We start from the raw sequence: 19,657 nt of genomic DNA on the forward strand, positions 1-19,657 counted from the left end.
CGAAAAACATATCCGATTGGTGGAAAGATGCTTTGCAACGCGAGTCCCAAGGCTACGTGAGCACCGCAGGTGAGGGATGATCTGTATCAAAGGTACGCCAGGCAGCGCAAAGAGTTTTGGCTGGACGGCTTGCCCTTGGCAAACGTCAGTGACAGGAAGGAAAATCTGTGCCAGGCACGCTCAAGAAACAGTGCCCGTGGCCGGCACGACGGGCTTGTAACCATGGCTACGCAGCGAGGCTTCCAGCCAGCGGTTGCCATACCAGCCACGTGCCAGCAGGTAACTGAGCTCTGCAGCGGCCATCAGCAGCATCAGCGGACCGATGTGCAGTTCGGTGGCCAGATGGCTGCCAAACCACAGGCAGACATCCATCGCCAGCATCAGCAGCAACAGCCACCAGCGGCGCTTGGCCACGGCCCAGAACGAGCCCAGCAACAGAGCCGGCCAGGAAAATCCCCCTTTCACATAGGCATAGCGGCCGGCATCGTCGGCAAACAGGGTGGCGCTGTGCTTCATGCGGCTCTCTTTGGGTAATGAACGGTGTCAGGCTTCGGGATGGTGGCAGACGGCTTCGACATTGTGACCGTCCGGGCCCAGCACGAAGGCGCCATAGTAATGCGGGTGATACATGGCGCGAATGCCTGGCGCGCCGTTATCCTTGCCGCCCGCTTCCAGCGCGGCTTTGTAAAACGCGTGCACCTGGGCACGCTTGTCCGCCGCGAAAGCCAGATGCATGCCGGCATGCGGCGTGCCGCCCACGCCGAACCAGAAATCGGGCTTGCCATCCTTGCCCAGGCCAACCCAACCCTGCGCTTCCATCACCACCGACACGCCCAGGGGCGCCAGGGCAGCCGAAAAGAAAGCCTTGCTGGCCTGTGCATCGCTGACATTCAAACCGATGTGATCAAGAATCATGATGGCGCTCCTTGGAGGGTATGGAAAATAAAGAAAGGAAACACAGTATGCGCCAACATTGCCTTTTTCGCAAGTAAAGCTACAGATCCGGCGCGTAGCGGGCGACCATCTGCGCCTGTGTTTCCTGCGGCCCGCTGCCGCCCGTCTGGTCTTGGATCATCTGGCCCATCGTCGGCAAGACGCAGCGTTCGACTTGCGCCGCGCTATCCCACAGACGCGAACGCATGAGGGCCTTGGCGCAATGCAGATACGCCTCTGCCACGCGCATGCGCATGACCAGGCGCGGCGGGTGGCGCTCGCCGGCGAAGTGCGCCAGCAGCGCCGGATCGTCGCTGAGACTGGCCTCGCCATTCACACGCAGGGTTTCATCGACGCCAGGGATCATGAACAGCAGCCCCGCCCTGCCCGTCTCGGCAATATTGCTGAAACTGTCGAGGCGGTTATTACCCTTGGCATCGGGCAGCAGCAAGGTATGGGCATCGAGCACCTGCACGAAACCGGGCGCGCCGCCGCGCGGTGAGGCGTCGAGCTGGCCGCCAGTGCCGCCCGTGGCCAGCACGACGAACGGCGACAGGCCAATGAACGCCATGCAATGTGGGTCGAGACGGTCGAGCTGCTTGCTCAGCGCCCGCCCCTGCGCGGGCGTATAATGCGCGCGCAGTTGCTCTATGGAATCGATGCGCATGGCCCCGGTGCCTAGCGCAGGTTGCCCGTATGGCCGAGCGAATAGCGGCCCGGCTGCGGCCACACGGTGAGGCCGTGCGGTTCCTGGCCAACTTTCACCTTGGACACGTCGCCACTGTTCGTATCGATGCGGTACACCACATCGTCGAAGCGGCCGGACAGCCACAGGTATTTGCCATCGGCCGATACATTGCCCATGTCGGGGCTGCCGCCGCCGGGAATCGGCCAGTTCGCCACCACTTTTTCGGTGGCAAAATCGATCACGCTGACGCTGCCCTTGCCATTGCGCTTGCCGTGGATGCGGTGCGTGCCGCGGTTGGCCACGTACAGTTTCTTGCCATCGCGGCTAGGGTAGAGGCCGTGCGCGCCCACGCCCGTCTGGATGAAGCCGATTTCCTTCAGGGTGGCGCCATCGACGATGTGCACGCCGTCGGCATCCATGTCGGCGATAAAGAATTTCTTGCCGTCCGGCGAGATGCGTATGTCTTGCGGCATGCCCTTCTTGACGCTGCAGATTTCATTTGCCGGGCCGCCCACGGGGCCGGACTCGGCAAAGCGCTTGGCCGGCATCTGCAATTTCAGGTAGCCGTCGACCTTGCGCCCCACCAGGTCGATCTTGGCGATGGTGCCATCGAACTCGCAGGTGAACATGGCGTAGCGGCCGTCATTCGAGAAATCCGCATGGTTGATGCCGCCGCACTGAGGTGTGTCGATCGAATACTGCACCGCCATGGTCTTCGGATCGCGGAAATCGAGGCGGTGGCGCGCTTCAGCCACGACGATGGCCGATTTTCCGTCCGGCGTGTAATACATATTGTAGGGATCATCGACGGGCACTTCCTTGCCCGGGTTGCCGCTCAAAGGGTCGATCGGCGTCAAACTGCCCTTGTCCGTGCGTTCGGCATTGTTCGCCACCCACAGGGTGCGCAAGTCCCACGACGGCACCACGTGCTGCGGACCGCTGCCGACCTTGAACTTGTCGACCACCTTCAGGCTCTCCTGGTCGATCACATACACGTCGTTCGAGCGCAGGTTGGGCACGTAGACACGGCGCAAATGATCTTTGACGACAGGACTCATATTGCTGCTGGCGATGCTGCCATACACGTTTTTCGGGTCCACCAGCGGCGGCATGCCCGGCAGCGGGGAATAGGCGGCAGTCGGTGCGGCGGCAGCAGGGGTCGCGGGGCTGGCGCCGGTGACCTGGCTGGCCACGCCCAGTCCTGCCAGTGCAGCAGCCAGGGCAGACAAGGTGACAATGGTGCGTCGTTGAGATTTTTTCATGTAATTTCGCGTCTTTTCGTTGCAAAAGCCGGAAGTTCAGCACTTCCGGCGGAGAATTCACTTGTTGCGTTGTAGTAACTGCTTGATGGCGGCCACCGAGGTGTCGACCTGCAACTTGACGCCCACCTGGCCCAATTCAGCCGTGGCACGCGTGGCGTCGCCGCGCACGCCGTCCGCCACGCCGGGCTTGGGTCCGTGGGCCATGGCTGCGCTGCGCACGAGCGACGGATCCGTCGCCAGCATCAGCGCCGCGTCGGCCAAGCCCGCATGCAAGCCGATTTCGGCGCTGCTGTAGCCGCGCTTCTGCAGTTCAGCAATATATGGCGATTGCGTAATGTCATAGTAATCGAGCAAGGCATACGCACGCGCATCTTTCGCCGGGGAAGCTTTGCCCCAGGCCCGATTCAGCTTATTCGCCACATTCTGCTCGTTCTTCTGGTAACCGCCGTGATCGCCGAGGAAAATGATGTCGCGAAAACCATGCTGGCGCAGGCTGGCGGCCGCCCCTTCCAGCACCGCTTCGAAGGCGGCCGGCGGTATCGAGATGGTGCCGGCAAAGCGCATGTGGCCGGCCGGTGGCGAAATCGCGCCTTCCGGCACGTAGGAAACCACGGGCGCAACGATGGTGTTGCCCAGCTTTTGCGCGATCTGCCGCGCCAGCAAGCTGGCACGCACATTGTGCTTGCCCAGCGCGATATATGGCCCGCTCTGCTCGACGCCGCCAATCGGCACCAACACGGTGGTGGCGCCGTGGTCTATGCGGCTGCGCAACTCCGTGCTGGTCAGTTCTTCCAGCATGACGCTGCTGCTGGCAGGCGTGGCCGCCAGAGCGGACGCCGCAGGAATCAGGCAGAACAGGGTCAGGGCAAACAGGGAGCCGGATGGCTTGGACAGAATGGAGGGCGCGCGCGGCGCCAGGGGTACATTCGGCAGGGGGAACTGCAGAGTCATAAGCAAACATCTTTCCAAGGTCAAAGCGTGACGCCGTGCCCGGCCTTGCCAGGCAAGCTGGCTGCCACGCAGGAATTGTATTCCATCATGACGGTAACGGCACGTTAATTTGACGCGGTACTTTGCAAGGAATTGACGAGGGGAAACTATCCATCAGGCGATTGTCGCGCTAGCCCCGCATCGACATCGCCATGAATACATTGAATGGCGTAGTCGCCGGTCCAGGCCAACGCACCGGATGCGGGCAATATGATTCTTCCCCGTCAACCGCAGCCGCCGGCGGCGCCCTGGACATCCCCTACAGTTTATTGCGCCTACGCCATGCAATAAATCGTCCCAGCAAGGCGCCTGTCACAACGGACACCAGAAGCCAACCGTTAACTTCACTTTCGTCCTGAGAGAGAGCCAGCCAACTCACGATGCCGACGACGAAGCCGGCCAATCCGCCATAGCCTGCATCCATGCGCCGGTCCAGATTGTCCACGGTTTGTTGCAGCCCTTCAGGCCGGGCAATTGCCTCTTGTATCAGGATGGTTCCACACTCGAGGCAACGTACACTCATGGCCGAATTTTGGGCATTACACACTGGGCAAGTCATTGGCGGCCAGAAAAGAGAGGAGGCTTGATTGATAAAAATTGGCGAACGAAATAGTTTCCAAAAAGAAAATCAATCAATATAACATGCCCATTCCACGTTTTGCTAAAAAGCTTATATCAGTGAGCCTGCTTTGCAAGGCCTGTGATGCTGCGCGACATCGCGTGATGCGACGCAGCAAATATAAATTCGGCAGCGTCAGGAATAATCTCTTTGGGGTAGGAATATTGCGCAAGCAGCCGCCAGTGCGGCGGCCAGGAGATCAGCGCAGCGATACAGGACCAGGAAGGGGCGAGGAAAAATGCAGGTGGGTACACAGATGGGCAACAAAGACGCGGATTTTCGGTGACAGGTGGCGGCTCGATGGCCACAGCACCCAGAACTTGCTCGCATACAGCAAATCGTCAGCCAGCACGGCTTGCAGTTCGCCGCGCGCGATGGCGTCGCGCACGATAAAGTCGGGCAGGTAAGCGAGGCCCACACCCTGCGTGGCGGCGCCGATCAGCGCTTCGATATTGTTGCAGGTCAAGGCCGTTGGCAAGCGCAACTCGCCGCCGCTATCGCCATCGGCACGCTGCAAGGCCCATTCCTGCAACTTGCCCGTGGTGGGAAATTTATAGCGCACGCAGGCGTGGCCTTCCAGCGCGCGCGGCGTGGCTGGCACGCCATGGCGGGCGAAATACGCGGGAGAGCCCACGATGGCGAAGGCAAACGGCCCCAGCTCGCGCGCCATCAGGCGCGAATCGGTGAGCGTGCCGCTGCGCACGGCCACGTCGACGCCTTCGGCCACCACGTCGACCAGGCGGTCGTTGAAATCGAGGTCGAGCTCGATCTCCGGATACAGGCGCGTAAATTCGGCCAGCAGGAGCAATATGATGCGGTAGCCGATCACGGGCAGGCTGACCCTGAGCTTGCCGCGCGGCGCCAGGGCCAGTTGCGACAGTTCCGCCTCGGCATCGCCGAGGTCGGCCAGGATGCGCTGGCAGCGCTCGTAAAACAGCGCGCCCTCGTTGCTCAGGCTGATGCGCCGCGTGCTGCGGTTGAGCAGGCGCACGCCCAGCTTTTCTTCCAGCCGCGCCACGCTCTTGCCCACGGCCGAGGCCGACACACCGAGCAGGCGCCCGGCCGCCACGTAGCTGCGCATTTCCGCCGCGCGCACGAAGGCGGCGATGCCGTTCAGATTATCCATGCCACCTCGCCATCTCCATTAAGGAATATTTGTCCGTTATGAATGGATTTTCAACCACTTTTTCATTGATTGCGTCCATATTATCATCAGATTCCCTCTTTCTGGAATCATTCCCATGGATACGAATCACCGTATGAAGCCTGCCTCGCCGCCCCGGCGCGCCTTCGTGCTGGCTGCCGTCTGCCTGGCCGCGCTGTGCATGCCGCTCAGTTTCACGGGTCCGGCCATCGCCATTCCCGCCATCGCCGCCGACCTGCACGGCACGCCGCTGGCGCTGGCGTGGATCACGAATGCCTTCATGCTCAGCTTTGGCGGCTGCCTGATGGTGGCCGGCGCGCTGACCGACCGCTATGGCCGCAAGCGCGTGTTCTTGCTGGGCATGGGCGTGTTTTCCACCGCCGCCCTGGCGCTGGCGGCCGCGCCCGGCATTGTATGGCTCGACGTGCTGCGCGCCGTCCAGGGCCTCGGTTGCGCCATGGCCCTGTCGAGCGGACTGGCGGCCCTGGCGCAGGAATTCGACGGCCCCGCCCGCGCGCGCGCCTTCAGCCTGATCGGCACGGCCTTCGGCGTGGGCCTGGCCTTCGGCCCCTTCCTGGCAGGTACATTGATCACGCACACGGGCTGGCGCGCCATTTTTGGCGCCACGGCTGCGGCCGGCCTGGCCGCCCTGCTGGCCGCCGCGCGCGCCATGCGCGAATCGCGCGACCCGCAGGCGCAAGGCGTGGACTGGCCCGGCGCCCTGACGTTTACCGGCGCCCTCTCCTTGTTTACGTATGGCTTGCTGCAGGCGCCGGACAGCGGCTGGGGTAGCGCCGCCAGCCTGGGACTGCTCGGTGGCGCGGCCTTGCTGCTGGGCGTGTTCATCCGCGTGGAGCGGCGCGCGGCGCGGCCCATGCTGGATTTGACACTGTTCCGTCTACCCGCTTTTGCCGGTGTGCAACTGCTGGCCGCTGCGCCCGCGTTTTCCTTTGTCGTGCTGCTGGTATTGTTGCCGGCCCGCTTCATCGGCATCGAGGGCTACAGCGCACTGGAAGCGGGACGCATGATGATCGCCCTGTCGGCGCCCATGCTGGTGCTGCCTGTCCTGGCCGGCATGGCGGCGCAGCGCCTTGCCGCCGCCCACATTTGCGCCAGCGGCCTGCTGCTGGCGGCGGGCGGCTTGCTGTGGTTCTCCACCTGCGCGCCGGGCCAGGCGCCCGCCAGCTTGCTGGGGCCGCTGCTGCTGATCGGCTGCGGCATCAGCCTGCCCTGGGGCTTGATGGATGGCCTGGCCATCAGCGTCGTGCCTGTCGAGCGGGCCGGCATGGCGGCCGGCATTTTCAATACGACGCGCGTGGCGGGCGAAGGCCTGGCGCTGGCCATCGTCAGCGCGCTGCTGGGCACGTTCACCGTGGCAGCGCTGGGCGGCGCCGGCATTGCCGGCATCGGCGCGGAACAGGCGGCGCACGCCGGCCCCTTTCTGGCGCTGGGCCAGCTGCGCCATGCTGCTACCCTGCTGCCGCAGGCTGGCGCCGCCGAGCTGGCGCAAGCGTATGGCGCGGCCTTCCGCCACTTGCTATATGTGCTGGCAAGCATCACGACGGCGTCGGCCCTGCTGATCCTGGGCTTCCTGCGTCATCCGGCCGCTGCGGCAACAGACACGGCCGCACGGCCCGCCTGCAAGGCGCAAAACTAAGTCACCCTATTTCCTCACGACAGCAATTCCCTCCCCGCCACATCCGGCGGCGCCCACGCGCCGCCACCCGCCTTTGATGTTTCTCCACCACACCTCAACAGTATAAGAAGAATTCAAAGAACAAAACTAGTTTACTGATCAAAGCGCTTTGAACTATACTCAAAGCGCTTTGAGACATAGTTAAAGCGCTTTGGCTGTGCAAATTGATGCGCGCCGACCCCACACCTATAAAAACACTGGAGACACAATGAACAAATTTTTCTTGAAAGCGTTGCCAGCGGCAGTGTTGATGGCCTTGAGCGCATCGGCCCAGGCTGCCCTGCCGATCGACTTCGGCGGCTATATCCGCTCGGGCTTCGGCACCAGCAGCGAAGGCGGCAAGGAAGCCTGTTTCGGTCTGGCCGGCGCCTCGTCCAAGTATCGTCTGGGCAACGAGTGCGAAACCTACGGCGAGCTGAAATTCGGCGGCGAAGCCTTCAAGGCAGCCAACGGCACCACCTTCCGCATCAATACCCTGGTGGCGTTTTCCGTCAACCAGAACCAGGACTGGGAGCAATCGGACCCGTCGTGGCGCGAAATGAACGTGGTGGCCGACAAGATCGGCACGGGCGCCTTCGCCGAAGCACGCGCCTGGGTGGGCAAGCGCTACTACGACCGCCAGGACGTGCACATCACCGATTACTACTTCTGGAATAACAGCGGCCCCGGCGCCGGCCTGGAAAACATCGACCTGGGCGCCGCCAAGCTGGCCTACGCCGTCGTGCGCACAGCCGATGACACGGACGGCAAGCGCATGGGCCTGTCCCACGATCTGCGCTTCTCCGGCATTAAGGTCAACCCGGACGGCGAACTGACGCTGGGCCTGCAATTCAACCAGAAACGCAACGCGCAAGGCGCAGCCCCCATCGCCAGCGGCCACTTGCTGACCATCATGCATACGCAAGGCAACCTGCTCGGCGGCTTCAACAAGGTCGCCTTGCAGTTCGGCAAGGGCAGCGCCGCCAACACGGGCGGCTTCAGCCTGGGCGCCGACAAGGATGACAAGGTCACGCGCCTGACGGAACAAATCATGATCCAGCCCAAAGGCGCCTGGTCGGGCATGGGCACCTTCGTCTACGAAGACAAGCAAACGGCGGGCGTCAGCAGCAAATGGACCTCGATCGGCGCGCGTCCCGTCTACCACTTCACGGACAACTACAGCCTGGCCGTGGAACTGGGCCACGACATCGTCAAGCCGGAAGGCGGCGAGAGCCGCAACCTGACCAAGCTGACCTTCGCGCCGCAACTGTCGGCCGGCAACAGCTTCTGGTCGCGCCCCGTGCTGCGCGCCTTCTACACCTACGCCAAATGGAACAAGGCAGCCCAGTCGGCCGCTGCGGCGGAAACCGCGCTGTCGTCGACGGGCGTATTCGGTGGCAAGACCAATGGCAGCTCGATGGGTTTCCAGGTGGAATCCTGGTGGTAAGCGCGGGACTCTGGCACTTTGGCAAGCGTCCCTGGACGCCAGCCACTGGCAGCAACACCGCCCGCTCATCCAGGGGCAAGGAATATCCGGACCCACCATTTCGCCGCTGCACGCGATGGCCGGTAGCTTCAATGTAGTGATTCAGCAGTATCCTCTTTTAGCGCGGGCGCCCCTGGGTTTGCCCGCGTATTTTTTTGGGCGCTGCCGCCGCTGGTCATACCCCTGATGATTCCGGCATTTATCAGATAAACTACCCTGCATCGCTCCCGATCCACCCCAGACGCAGCATCCATGAACCTCAAAAATTTCGCCAAAACGCTAGGAATATCCGAAACCACCGTCAGCCGCGCCTTGAATGGCTATCCGGAAGTGAGTGAACGCACGCGCGAACGGGTGCTGGCCGCCGCGCAGGCCGCCGGTTACCGCCCCAATCCCATGGCGCGCAGCCTGGCCGTGGGGCGCACGAATATCGTCGGCATCATCTACCCGCTGATGCCGAACGACCTGGCCGACCCCATGTTCATCGACATCGTCGGCGGCATGTCGGAAGCGCTGGAAGCGCAGCAGATGGACATGATGATCGCACCCGCTTCGGCCGGCAACGAATTCCACACGTATGAACGCATGGTCAAGGGACGCCGCATCGACGGGCTGGTCGTGGGACGGACCAAGCCGTTCGACGAGCGCATCGCCTACCTGGCGCAGCAAGGCATGCCGTTTGTTGCGCATGGCCGCACGCAGCTGAACCAGCCGCACGCCTGGTTCGACTATGACAACGAGGCGGGCATGCGCCTGGCCGTCGAGCGCCTGGCGCAACTGGGCCACCAGCGCATCGGCCTGATCAGCGCCACGCCGGACCTGAACTTCGTGCGCCAGCGCGTCGAGAGTTTCCAGCACGCCATGCAGGCAGGCGGCCTCGTCGTCGATCCGGACAATCTGGTCGACAACGCGCACGACCGCCGCGCCGGCTACCAGGCCATGCAGCGCCTGCTGGCCCGCTCGCCCCGCCCTACCGCCGTCATCGTCGACAATCACATGTCGGGCGTGGGCGCCGTGCGCGCCCTGCTCGACGCGGGCATTGCCATCGGCAGCGAGATGTCGCTGATCGTCTGGGGCGTGATGGAAGATTCCCTGGCCGGCCACAACGTCACCACCGTCGTCCAGCCCGACCCGCGCGGCGCCGGCGCGAAGATGATCCACATGCTGCTGGCCCTGATGGATGGCACGCCCGTCACCGACTTGCAGGCACTGTGGCCGTGCGAACTGCTGCCGGGCGAGTCGGCCGGGCCGGTCATACACGCCTGATTTACCCCTAGAGCAAACTACGGGGGTCGGCCCCTCAAGGTCCGATCCCCGCCTCCGCTTGGGGTTTCGTAAAACGCCCTCTTCCGCTCTGTTTTGCCCTCCTGAATCACCCTCATAAAAAAATCGTATGTCTGGTGCGTGTATCGCTTTACTTTTCAAAGCGCTTTGAACTATACTCATTTCATACCCAAAGCGCTTTGAATACTAAAATAAGACGTTCGCCTACCAACCAGCAGCGCTGCCCTGATAGCCAAGGCTACAGGCAACTTTTAAGAAATCATTCATGCCGACCATCCAGAACAATCTTGCCCACCTGCCCGCCGACTGGTGGCGCAGCGCCGTGATCTACCAGGTCTATCCACGCAGCTTCCTCGACAGCAATGGCGACGGCATCGGCGACTTGCCCGGCATTACTTCGAAACTTGCATACATCGCCGCCCTGGGCGCCGACATCGTGTGGATCTCGCCCTTCTTCACGTCGCCGATGAAGGACTTCGGCTACGACGTGGCCGATTTCTGCGACGTCGACCCCATGTTTGGCAGCCTGGCCGATTTCGACCGCCTGGTGGCGCGCGCCCATGCACTGGGCTTGAAAGTGATGATCGACCAGGTGCTGTCGCACTCGTCCGACATCCACCCGTGGTTCGTGGAAAGCCGCGCCAGCCGCGACAATGCCAAGGCCGACTGGTATGTCTGGGCCGACCAGAAACCGGACGGTACGGCGCCCAACAACTGGCTGTCCGTGTTTGGCGGTTCCGCCTGGCAATGGGAGCCGCGCCGCGGCCAGTACTATCTGCACGATTTCCTCGCCAGCCAGCCCGACCTGAACTTCCATAATCCGGCCGTGCAGCAAGCCCAGCTGGACAACCTGCGTTTCTGGCTGGAGCGGGGCGTCGACGGTTTCCGCTTCGATTCCTGCAACTTCCCGTATCACGACCAGCTGCTGCGCGACAATCCGCCAGCCGCGCAACGCGACGCCAGCAGCGTGTCGGCCATCAATCCCTACGGCATGCAGGCGCACGTGTACGACAAGACGCAGCCGGAAAACATCGCCTACCTGCAACGCGTGCGCGCCGTGCTTGACGAATATCAAGCCATTTCCATCGGCGAAGTGGGCGACGACAATGCGCTGGCCACCATGGCCGCCTACACCACGGGCGGCGACAAGCTGCACATGGCTTACAGTTTCAATTTGCTGACGGCAGAGTTTTCAGCCGCGCACATCCGCACGCAGGTGGAAGAATTTGAAGCCCAAGTGACCGACGGCTGGGCTTCCTGGTCCGTTGGCAACCACGACAGCGTGCGCGTCATGACGCGCTGGGGCGGCGAGAACCCGTCGCCATCGCTGGCCAAGGTGGTGCTGGCCGTGCAGGCGGCATTGAAAGGCACGCCGTGCCTGTACCAGGGCGACGAACTGGCCCTGACGGAAGCGGACTTGCCTTTCGAAGCGCTGCAAGACCCGTATGGCATCCCGTTCTGGCCCCAGTTCAAGGGCCGCGATGGCTGCCGCACGCCGATGCCGTGGGTGGCCGATGCGCCGCATGGCGGCTTCAGCAATGCAAAACCCTGGTTGCCGGTGCCGCCCGAGCACATGGAGCGGGCCGTTGACGTCGAAGAGCGCGATAGCGCCTCGCCCTTGACGTTTGCGCAAACCATCCTCGCCTGGCGCCGCACCCTGCCGCAATTGCTGCGCGGCGACATTGCCTTCTTCGATGCGCCGGAACCCGTGCTGGCCCTGCGCCGCGACTTGCCCGGCCAACCATCCGTGCTGGCCGCCTTCAACCTGGGCACCGAAGCGGTCACGTTTGACTTGCCGGCCGCCGCAGCAGCGACCGACCTGGCCGGTCACGGCTTGCCGGGCGACAAGCAAGGCAGCCAGATCACCCTGCCCCCGCATGGCGGCTGGTTCGGCACCTTGGCGTAAATCGCAGGCTTTGGCGGCCACGCCGCCAATTACAATAACGAGCCCCGCGCATCAGCGGGGCCGAATTGACAGAACGAGGACGACATGGCAGGACTAAAATTAGCAGGGCTGAAGAAGGCATATGGCGACGTGCAAACCCTGCACGGCATCGACCTGGAGATCGCCGATGGCGAATTCATGGTCTTCGTGGGCCCGTCCGGTTGCGGCAAGTCCACCTTGCTGCGCAGCATTTGCGGCCTGGAGGAAATCAGCGGCGGCGACTTGTTCATCGGCAAGACGCGCATGAATGATGTCCCCCCCGCCAAGCGCGGCATCGCCATGGTGTTCCAGAGCTACGCCCTGTACCCGCACATGAGCGTGGCGCAAAACATGGCGTTTGGTCTGAAGCTGGCCGGACAGAGCCGCGTACAAATCGCCGACGCCGTGCAACGCGCCGCGCAAATCCTGCGCATCGAACCTTTGCTCGAACGCAAACCGAAAGACTTGTCGGGCGGACAGCGCCAGCGCGTGGCCATCGGCCGCGCCATCGTGCGCAAGCCCGACGTCTTCCTGTTCGACGAGCCGCTGTCCAATCTCGACGCCTCGCTGCGCGTGCAGATGCGCATCGAACTGGCGAATTTGCACCGCGAATTGCGTTCGACCATGATTTACGTCACGCATGACCAGGTCGAAGCGATGACCCTGGCCGACCGCATCGTCGTGCTCAACGCGGGCCGCATCGAGCAAGTGGGCGCCCCGCTGGAGCTATACCACCATCCTGCCAACCTGTTCGTGGCCGGCTTCCTCGGTTCGCCCCGCATGAACTTCCTCAAAGGCAAAATCCACAACTACGCCGACGGCGTGGCCAGCATCGCCACCAACGCCGGCGGCACGCTGCAGGCAGCACTCCAGCAGCCGCTGGCCAGCGGCACCCCCGTCACCATCGGCGCGCGTCCCGAGCATGTGCAAGCGTGCGCGCCCGGCGCCACGGCCGCCCTCACGGCCAGCGTGCAGGCGGTGGAAAAACTGGGCGACATCAGCTATCTGTATGTGCAGGTACCGGGCGGCGACGAGCCGCTGGTGGTGCGCGCCGATGCGGAAACCGACTGGGCCATTGGCCAGTCCGTGGCGCTGCAGGTGGCGCCCGCCCGCGTCCACGTATTCGACGAGCACGGCCAGACCCGTACCTGAACCCCGGCTTTAAGGGGCCAGGCGCTACAGGCGCCGCCTGGCCCGGTTGCATCGTTTCAGCCTTGATACTCAACATAAACTTAGCATAAAAAAAGATACTGGAGATTGACATGTCCTTCACGCACCCGAAACGCAGCTTCATCAAAACCACCCTGATCGCCGCCGCCCTGGCCGGCATCGGCAACCTGGCCGCCGTCAGCATGGCGAACGCGGCCGAAGCAGGCACCCTGTTGATCTGGATCAATGGCGACAAGGGCTACAAGGGCCTGGCCAAGGTCGGCGAAGAATTCACCAAGAAGACCGGCATCAAGGTCGTCGTCGAGCACCCGGAAGATGCGCCAAACAAATTCCAGCAGGCAGCGGCCGCCGGCAAGGGCCCGGACATCTGGATCTGGCCGCATGATCGCATCGGCGGCTGGATCGATGCGGGCTTGCTGCAACCATTGACGCCAAGCAAGGAAGCGCGCGCCGCCATCCTGCCGCTGGCCTGGAACGCCTTTACGGTGGGCGGCAAGACCTGGGGCTATCCGATCTCCATCGAAGCCGTGGCCCTCGTCTACAACAAGGATCTGGTGCCGAATCCGCCAAAAACCTTCGAGGAAATTGCCGCGCTGGACAAGAAACTCTCGGCACAGGGCAAGAAAGCCATCCTGTGGGATTACACGAATACCTATTTCACCTGGCCTTTGCTGGGCGCGGGCGGCGGCTTCCCGTTTGAAGTCAAGAGCGACGGCTGCTACGATGCGGCCAAGACGGGCGTGAACAATGCCGGTTCGCAGGCGGGCGTGAATGCGCTGATGACCCTGATCAATAGCGGCGCCATGCCGAAGGGCGCCGGCTATGCCGAGATGGAAGCGGGCTTCAACCAGGGCAAGATCGCCATGATGATCAACGGCCCATGGTCGTGGGACAATGCGCGCAAATCAAAAATCAATTTCGGCGTGGCAACGATTCCTACCGTGGCAGGCAAGACAGCCACGCCATTCGTGGGCGTGCTGGGCGCGATGATTTCGAAAGCCAGCCCGAACAAGGACCTGGCGACGGAATTCCTGGAAAACCAGATGCTGCAGCTCAATGGCTTGAAAACCATCAACGCCGACGTCCCGCTGGGCACGCCAGCGAACAAGGTACTGTTCGCGGAATTGAAAGCCAACCCGAACATCCAGGCGACGATGGAAAGCGCGCAAGCGGGGCGCCCGATGCCGAACAACCCGGAAATGGGCCGCTTCTGGTCGTCCATGCAATCGGCGCTGGAAAACATCACGCAAGGCCGCCAGACGACCAAAGATGGCCTGGACGCGGCGGCGAAGCGGATCACGACGGCGAATTAAACCAGGTATCCATCACCCCAGGCAAAAATCTGCGGTCAGACCCGCCGGGGGAACGCATCCCAATGGGATGTGTTCCCCTTCCGAAGGGACTGACCCCGGCATTCTGCTGCATCCATCTTCACAGGTATCCATCGTGCGCAAGTTTATCGGCCCTACGGTATTGACCATCAGCATGGCGCTGGGTCTGTATCTGCTCTTCATGTTGTACATTTCCGGGCAAACCATGCTGGCCGCCGTTTTCCTCGGCTTGCTGACCCTGACGACGTTTGTCTTCACGTCGCCGCGCGCCTATGCCTACCGTTATCTGTTTCCCGGCATCACGGCGGTGATCGTCTTCGTGCTGCTGCCGATGGTGTACACGGTGTCGATCGGCTTTACCAATTTCAGTTCGCGCAACCTGCTCACCTACGAGCGGGCCACGCAATACCTGCTCGACGAGACGCAGCGCGTGGAAAGCGCCGGGTATGCCATGACCGTGCATCCCGACAACAAACAATACCGCTTGCGCCTGGAAAGCCCGGACACGGGCGAAGTGCTCTTGACGCAGCCGCTGGCCCTGAAGCACGCCGTGCCCCTGAATGTGGAGGTGGCGCCGCCGGATCCCGTGCAAGCGCCCGTGCTGGCCCCGCCGCTGAGCATCAAGGACATCATCGCCCTGCAAAAAGATTTGAAGCAGCTCACCCTGATCATGCCGAACAAGATCGAGCTGCGCATGGTGGGCTTGCGCGAATTCGGCCCCGTCGCGCATGTCTACAAGCAACTACCCGACCAGACCCTCAAGAAGATCGCCACGGGCGAACGCATCAAGCCGAATTTCAAGACGGGCTTTTATGAAATGCCGGATGGCACGAAACTGGAACCGGGCTTCAAGGTCAATGTGGGCTTTGCCAACTTCGTGAAGATTTTCTCCGATGAAGCGTTCCGCGGTCCCTTCTTGCGCATTTTCGTCTGGACCATCGTTTTCGCCCTGATCAGCGTGGCCACCACCACGGGCCTGGGCATGGTGCTGGCCGTGCTGCTGAACTGGGATGCGCTGCGCTTCCGCGGCCTGTACCGCACCCTGCTGTTCCTGCCGTACGCCGTGCCGGGTTTCATTTCCATCCTGGTCTTCAAGGGCTTGTTCAACAATAACTTTGGCGAAATCAACCTGGTGCTCGACGCCTTGTTCGGCATCAAGCCCGCCTGGTTCTCGGACACCACCCTGGCCAAGGCCATGATCCTCATCGTCAACACCTGGCTGGGCTACCCCTACATGATGGTAGTGTGCATGGGCCTGATCAAGGCGATCCCCTCGGACTTGTATGAAGCCTCGGCCCTGGCCGGCGCGGGACCGCTGACGAATTTCTTCAAGATCACCTTACCGCTGATCATCAAGCCGCTGACGCCGCTGATGGTGGCCAGCCTGGGTTTCAATTTCAATAACTTTGTGTTGATCAGCTTGCTGACGGGCGGACGTCCCGATTTCCTTGATACCACGTTACCTGCCGGCACGACGGACTTGCTGGTGTCCTACACCTACCGCATCGCGTTCGAGGATTCGGGCCAGAACTTTGGCTTGGCCGCCGCCATCTCGACCCTGATCTTCTTCCTCGTGGCCGCGATTTCGCTGGTCAACATGCGCCTGACGCGCATGAACAAAGCATAAAGGACAGTAATGGCTATCGTTGTCGACCGTTCCAACCGCTGGCGCATTCTGGCGGCCCACGTCGCCGTGATCGCGCTGATCGCGCTGGTGATGTTTCCCTTCCTGATGATTTTGTCGATCTCGCTGCGGCCCGGCAACTTCGCCTCGGGCAGTTTGATCCCGCCCGAAATCAGCTTCGAGCACTGGCGATTGGCGCTGGGCATGTCTTACCAGGCGCCCAACGGCGCCCTGGTCGAGCCGGACTTCCCCGTGCTGCTGTGGCTATGGAATTCCATCAAGGTGGCCAGCATGAGCGCCACCGTCACCGTGCTGCTGTCGACCACCTGCGCGTATGCGTTCGCGCGCATGCAGTTCCGCTTCAAGTCGCAAACCCTTTCCGCGCTGATGCTGCTGCAGATGTTCCCCGCCGTGCTGGCCCTGGTGGCCATCTACGCCATCTTCGATGTGCTGGGCAGCTACGTGCCATGGCTGGGCATCGACCACCACGGCAGCCTGGTGCTGGCTTACACGGGCGGCATCGCCCTGCATATCTGGACCATCAAGGGCTATTATCAAACCATCCCCATCGAGATCGAGGAAGCGGCCAAGGTCGACGGCGCCACGCAGTGGCAGGCGTTCATCTACGTGCTGCTGCCGATGACGGTGCCCATTCTGATGGTGGTGTTTTTGCTGTCGTTTATCGGCGCCATCATCGAATACCCGATCGCCTCCGTGCTGCTGCATGAACAGAACAACCTGACCCTGGCCGTCGGCTCGAAACTGTTCCTGTACGAGCAAAAATACCTGTGGGGCGACTTCGCGGCGGCAGCCATTTTGTCCGGCTTGCCCATCACGGCCGTATTCCTGCTGGCGCAAAAATGGATGATCTCCGGCCTGACGGCTGGCGGCGTGAAGGGCTGACATGAAGACCGTGCTGACCGCCCTCGCCGCTTTGCTCGTCAGCCTGCAGGCGCAGGCGGCCAGCTTCGCGGACAACCCCATCGTCTACTTCGCCGTGACGGATCGCTACGCCAACGGCAATCCCGGCAACGACCACAGTTATGGCCGCGCCGCCGACCCGGCAGGCGGTGATGTGGGCAGCTTTCACGGTGGCGATATCGCCGGCATCACGCAGCAACTGAAGGCCGGCTATTTTCAAGAACTGGGCATCAATGCGCTGTGGATCACGGCGCCGTATGAACAGATCCACGGCTGGGTGGTGGGCGGCAAGCAGCAATTCCAGCACTATGCCTACCACGGCTACTGGGCGCTCGACTACACCACCATGGATGCGAACATGGGCACGCGCGAAGAATTGCGCGAGATGATCAACACGGCGCACGCGCAAGGCATCCGCGTGCTGTTCGACGTGGTGCTGAACCACCCCGGCTATGCGGACTTGCGCACCCTGGCCGAATACAAGGTGCCAGTGCTGTGGCCGGGCCACGAGAAGGCCGGCTTGCGCGATTATCACAGCTTCATCGACTACAACAACTTCGAATTCAAACAGTGGTGGGGCCCGCACTGGGTGCGCGCGGGCTTGCCCGGCTATCCCGACGGCGGCAAGGATGATTTCACCATGCAGCTGGCGTATCTGCCCGACTTCCGCACGGAAAGCGGCAAGGCCGTGGGCTTGCCGCCGATTTTACAACGTAAAAGCGACACGCTTGCTGTGGCCCTGCCCGATACAACGGTGCGCGGCTACCTGGTCCACTGGCTGGCCGACTGGGTGCGCGAATTCGGCGTCGATGGTTTTCGCGCCGACACCGTCAAGCATGTGGAGCCGGCCAGCTGGCTGGCCCTGCGCGCGGCCGCCACCGACGCCTTGAAGGATTGGAAAACGCGTCATCCGCAACAGAAAATCGACGACGCGCCATTCTGGATGACGGGTGAAGCGTGGGGCCATGGCCCTGAGCGCAGCAGCTGGTTTGATGCCGGTTTCGATTCGATGATCAATTTCGATTTTCAAGGCCGCGCCGGCGGCGACTGGAAAAGCATCGATGGCGTGTACCGCCAGTACGCGGGCTTGCTGGCCAAGGGCCCGGCTCCCCGCTACGACATCCTGTCGTATATCTCGTCGCACGACACCAGCCTGTTCCCACGCGACCGGCTGAAACACGGTTTGAGTGCCCTGCTGCTGGCGCCGGGCGGGGTGCAGCTGTTTTACGGCGATGAAAGCGCGCGCCAGCCTGGCACGGCGCCCGTCGGCGACGAACAGCAGGCGACACGGTCGGACATGAACTGGACATCCATGGACTCTGCAACGCTTGCGCATGCGCGCAAGCTGGGCCAGTTCCGCTTGCGCCACCCTGCCCTGGCGCGCGGCGAGCACAACTTCATCCATGAACAGCCGTATGCGTTCGCCCGCGTGATCGATGGCGACGCCGTCATCGCCGTGCCCGAGGCGCAAGGTGCTATCGCGCTGAAGGTGCGCGGCGTTTTCGCCGATGGCACCAAGCTGCGCGACGCCTACACCAATCAAAACTACATCGTCAAAGATGGCGCCGTCGCGGTGAACGCGGCCGGCACCGTCCTGCTGGAGAACGCTGCACCATGAGTAACTATGACATTGTAGTAGTGGGCGGCGCCGGCATCGATACAATAGTGCGCGTCCCTTCCCTGCAATTGCCCGTCGCCGATTCCGTGCACGTGCCGCCCATCCACGATTACGTGGCGCACACGGGCAATGGCGTGGCGCTCGGTTGCCATGCGCTGGGCTTGCGCTGCAAGTTCATCGATTTCATCGGCGACGATGCGCAAGGCGCGGCCATCCTGCAGCGCTACAAGGAAGCCAAACTCGATTTTTCACATCTCGTCGAGCCATCGGGCACGCGGCGCAGCGTCAACCTGGTTGACCCGCAAGGGCGCCGGCTGTCGCTGTACGATGGCCGCCACCCGGAAGACCTGCGCATGCCGGCCGCCTTTTATCTGCCTTACCTGGGGCCGGCGCGCCATGCGCACTTTTCCATCATGGGCTGGGTGGCCGAGCTGTTTGACGATGCGCTGGAGTGCGGCACCACGGTGTCGACCGATTTGCACGACTGGGATGGCGTCAACCCGCACCACCGGGTCTTTGCCCTGCGCGCCGACCTGGTGTTCCTCAGCACGGCGGCACTGGGCGAACGCCACGAGCCAGTCATGCGCGCGATTGTCGCGCAAGGCCGCGCGCAAGCCGTGATCGCCATGGCCGGCGCCAACGGCGCCTATCTGCTGGAACGCGCCAGCGGCGAAGTGCGCCACTACCCGACGGCAGGCTTGACGCTGCCCGTGGTGGACACGAATGGCGCGGGCGACTCATTCGTTGCCGCCTTCCTGCAGGCATGGCTGGATGGCGCGGGCATCGACGCCGCCATGCGCCGCGGCGCCATCGGCGGCGCGTTTGCCTGCGCCCAGCATGGCACGCATGAACGATTTATCGCGCAGGCAGAGCTGCATGACTTATATCAAGATAGCACTAGCTTATGACTTAATATTCTATCAAGCGTAACAGCCTTGCAAGTGGCGCATGGCACAATGGCTGCGGATTTCACCACCGCATACCATCG

General features: G+C 62.6%; 17 protein-coding genes. 10 read left to right on the forward strand and 7 right to left on the reverse strand.

The window, feature by feature from the left end; translation table 11 throughout:
• Positions 1-180: 180 nt before the first annotated feature.
• The 7 genes from CSZ94_RS07170 to CSZ94_RS07200 form a co-directional block, all read right to left on the reverse strand.
• Positions 181-516 carry a hypothetical protein gene (locus tag CSZ94_RS07170; protein ID WP_102120884.1) on the reverse strand — a complete coding sequence of 112 codons (336 nt, stop codon included), beginning with the start codon at positions 514-516 and terminating at the stop codon, positions 181-183.
• A 27-nt stretch (positions 517-543) separates the two neighbouring features.
• Positions 544-915, reverse strand: coding sequence for a VOC family protein (locus CSZ94_RS07175; protein WP_180977387.1), 372 nt, complete (start codon positions 913-915; stop codon positions 544-546).
• Positions 916-994: 79 nt separating this feature from the next.
• Entirely contained in the window at positions 995-1,600 is a 606-nt protein-coding gene (locus CSZ94_RS07180) for a pyridoxamine 5'-phosphate oxidase family protein (protein WP_102120885.1), read from the reverse strand.
• 11 nt (positions 1,601-1,611) lie between these two features.
• Positions 1,612-2,883: a YVTN family beta-propeller repeat protein gene (locus tag CSZ94_RS07185; protein WP_102120886.1), complete on the reverse strand. Its 1,272-nt coding sequence runs from the start codon at positions 2,881-2,883 to the stop codon at positions 1,612-1,614.
• 57 nt (positions 2,884-2,940) lie between these two features.
• A complete protein-coding gene (locus tag CSZ94_RS07190) occupies positions 2,941-3,834 on the reverse strand; it encodes a creatininase family protein (RefSeq protein WP_102120887.1) in 894 nt (297 codons plus the stop codon).
• A gap of 298 nt (positions 3,835-4,132) precedes the next feature.
• Positions 4,133-4,396: a hypothetical protein gene (locus CSZ94_RS07195; protein ID WP_102120888.1), complete on the reverse strand. Its 264-nt coding sequence runs from the start codon at positions 4,394-4,396 to the stop codon at positions 4,133-4,135.
• A 295-nt stretch (positions 4,397-4,691) separates the two neighbouring features.
• Positions 4,692-5,618 (reverse strand): LysR family transcriptional regulator, encoded by a 927-nt coding sequence (locus CSZ94_RS07200; RefSeq protein WP_102120889.1) that lies wholly within the window; start codon positions 5,616-5,618, stop codon positions 4,692-4,694.
• Positions 5,619-5,733: 115 nt separating this feature from the next.
• Here CSZ94_RS07200 and CSZ94_RS07205 point away from each other — a divergent pair, with 115 nt between their 5' ends.
• The 10 genes from CSZ94_RS07205 (at position 5,734) to CSZ94_RS07250 (ending at position 19,577) form a co-directional block, all read left to right on the forward strand.
• Positions 5,734-7,293, forward strand: a complete 1,560-nt coding sequence (locus tag CSZ94_RS07205) for an MFS transporter (protein ID WP_102120890.1) — start codon at positions 5,734-5,736, stop codon at positions 7,291-7,293.
• A gap of 247 nt (positions 7,294-7,540) precedes the next feature.
• Entirely contained in the window at positions 7,541-8,758 is a 1,218-nt protein-coding gene (locus CSZ94_RS07210; protein ID WP_102120891.1) for a maltoporin, read from the forward strand.
• 291 nt (positions 8,759-9,049) lie between these two features.
• Positions 9,050-10,063 (forward strand): substrate-binding domain-containing protein, encoded by a 1,014-nt coding sequence (locus CSZ94_RS07215; protein ID WP_102120892.1) that lies wholly within the window; start codon positions 9,050-9,052, stop codon positions 10,061-10,063.
• A 283-nt stretch (positions 10,064-10,346) separates the two neighbouring features.
• A complete protein-coding gene (locus CSZ94_RS07220; protein WP_102120893.1) occupies positions 10,347-11,987 on the forward strand; it encodes an alpha-glucosidase in 1,641 nt (546 codons plus the stop codon).
• Between the two features lie 84 nt (positions 11,988-12,071).
• Entirely contained in the window at positions 12,072-13,157 is a 1,086-nt protein-coding gene (locus CSZ94_RS07225) for an ABC transporter ATP-binding protein (protein WP_102120894.1), read from the forward strand.
• Between the two features lie 110 nt (positions 13,158-13,267).
• Positions 13,268-14,488, forward strand: a complete 1,221-nt coding sequence (malE, locus tag CSZ94_RS07230; RefSeq protein WP_180977388.1) for a maltose/maltodextrin ABC transporter substrate-binding protein MalE — start codon at positions 13,268-13,270, stop codon at positions 14,486-14,488.
• 133 nt (positions 14,489-14,621) lie between these two features.
• The gene (gene malF / locus CSZ94_RS07235) at positions 14,622-16,133 is read left to right on the forward strand and encodes a maltose ABC transporter permease MalF (protein ID WP_102120895.1); all 1,512 of its coding nucleotides are present in this window, start codon (positions 14,622-14,624) and stop codon (positions 16,131-16,133) included.
• A 9-nt stretch (positions 16,134-16,142) separates the two neighbouring features.
• Complete coding sequence (gene malG, locus CSZ94_RS07240) at positions 16,143-17,033, forward strand: maltose ABC transporter permease MalG (RefSeq protein ID WP_034783032.1); 891 nt, start codon at positions 16,143-16,145, stop codon at positions 17,031-17,033.
• Between the two features lies 1 nt (position 17,034).
• Positions 17,035-18,669, forward strand: a complete 1,635-nt coding sequence (locus CSZ94_RS07245; RefSeq protein ID WP_102120896.1) for an alpha-amylase family glycosyl hydrolase — start codon at positions 17,035-17,037, stop codon at positions 18,667-18,669.
• Positions 18,666-19,577 carry a carbohydrate kinase family protein gene (locus CSZ94_RS07250; RefSeq protein WP_102120897.1) on the forward strand — a complete coding sequence of 304 codons (912 nt, stop codon included), beginning with the start codon at positions 18,666-18,668 and terminating at the stop codon, positions 19,575-19,577. The genes CSZ94_RS07245 and CSZ94_RS07250 overlap by 4 nt, the downstream gene beginning before the upstream one ends.
• The last annotated feature ends 80 nt before the right edge of the window (positions 19,578-19,657 follow it).

Source organism: Janthinobacterium sp. ROICE36 (assembly GCF_002869965.1).
GTDB lineage: Bacteria > Pseudomonadota > Gammaproteobacteria > Burkholderiales > Burkholderiaceae_D > Janthinobacterium.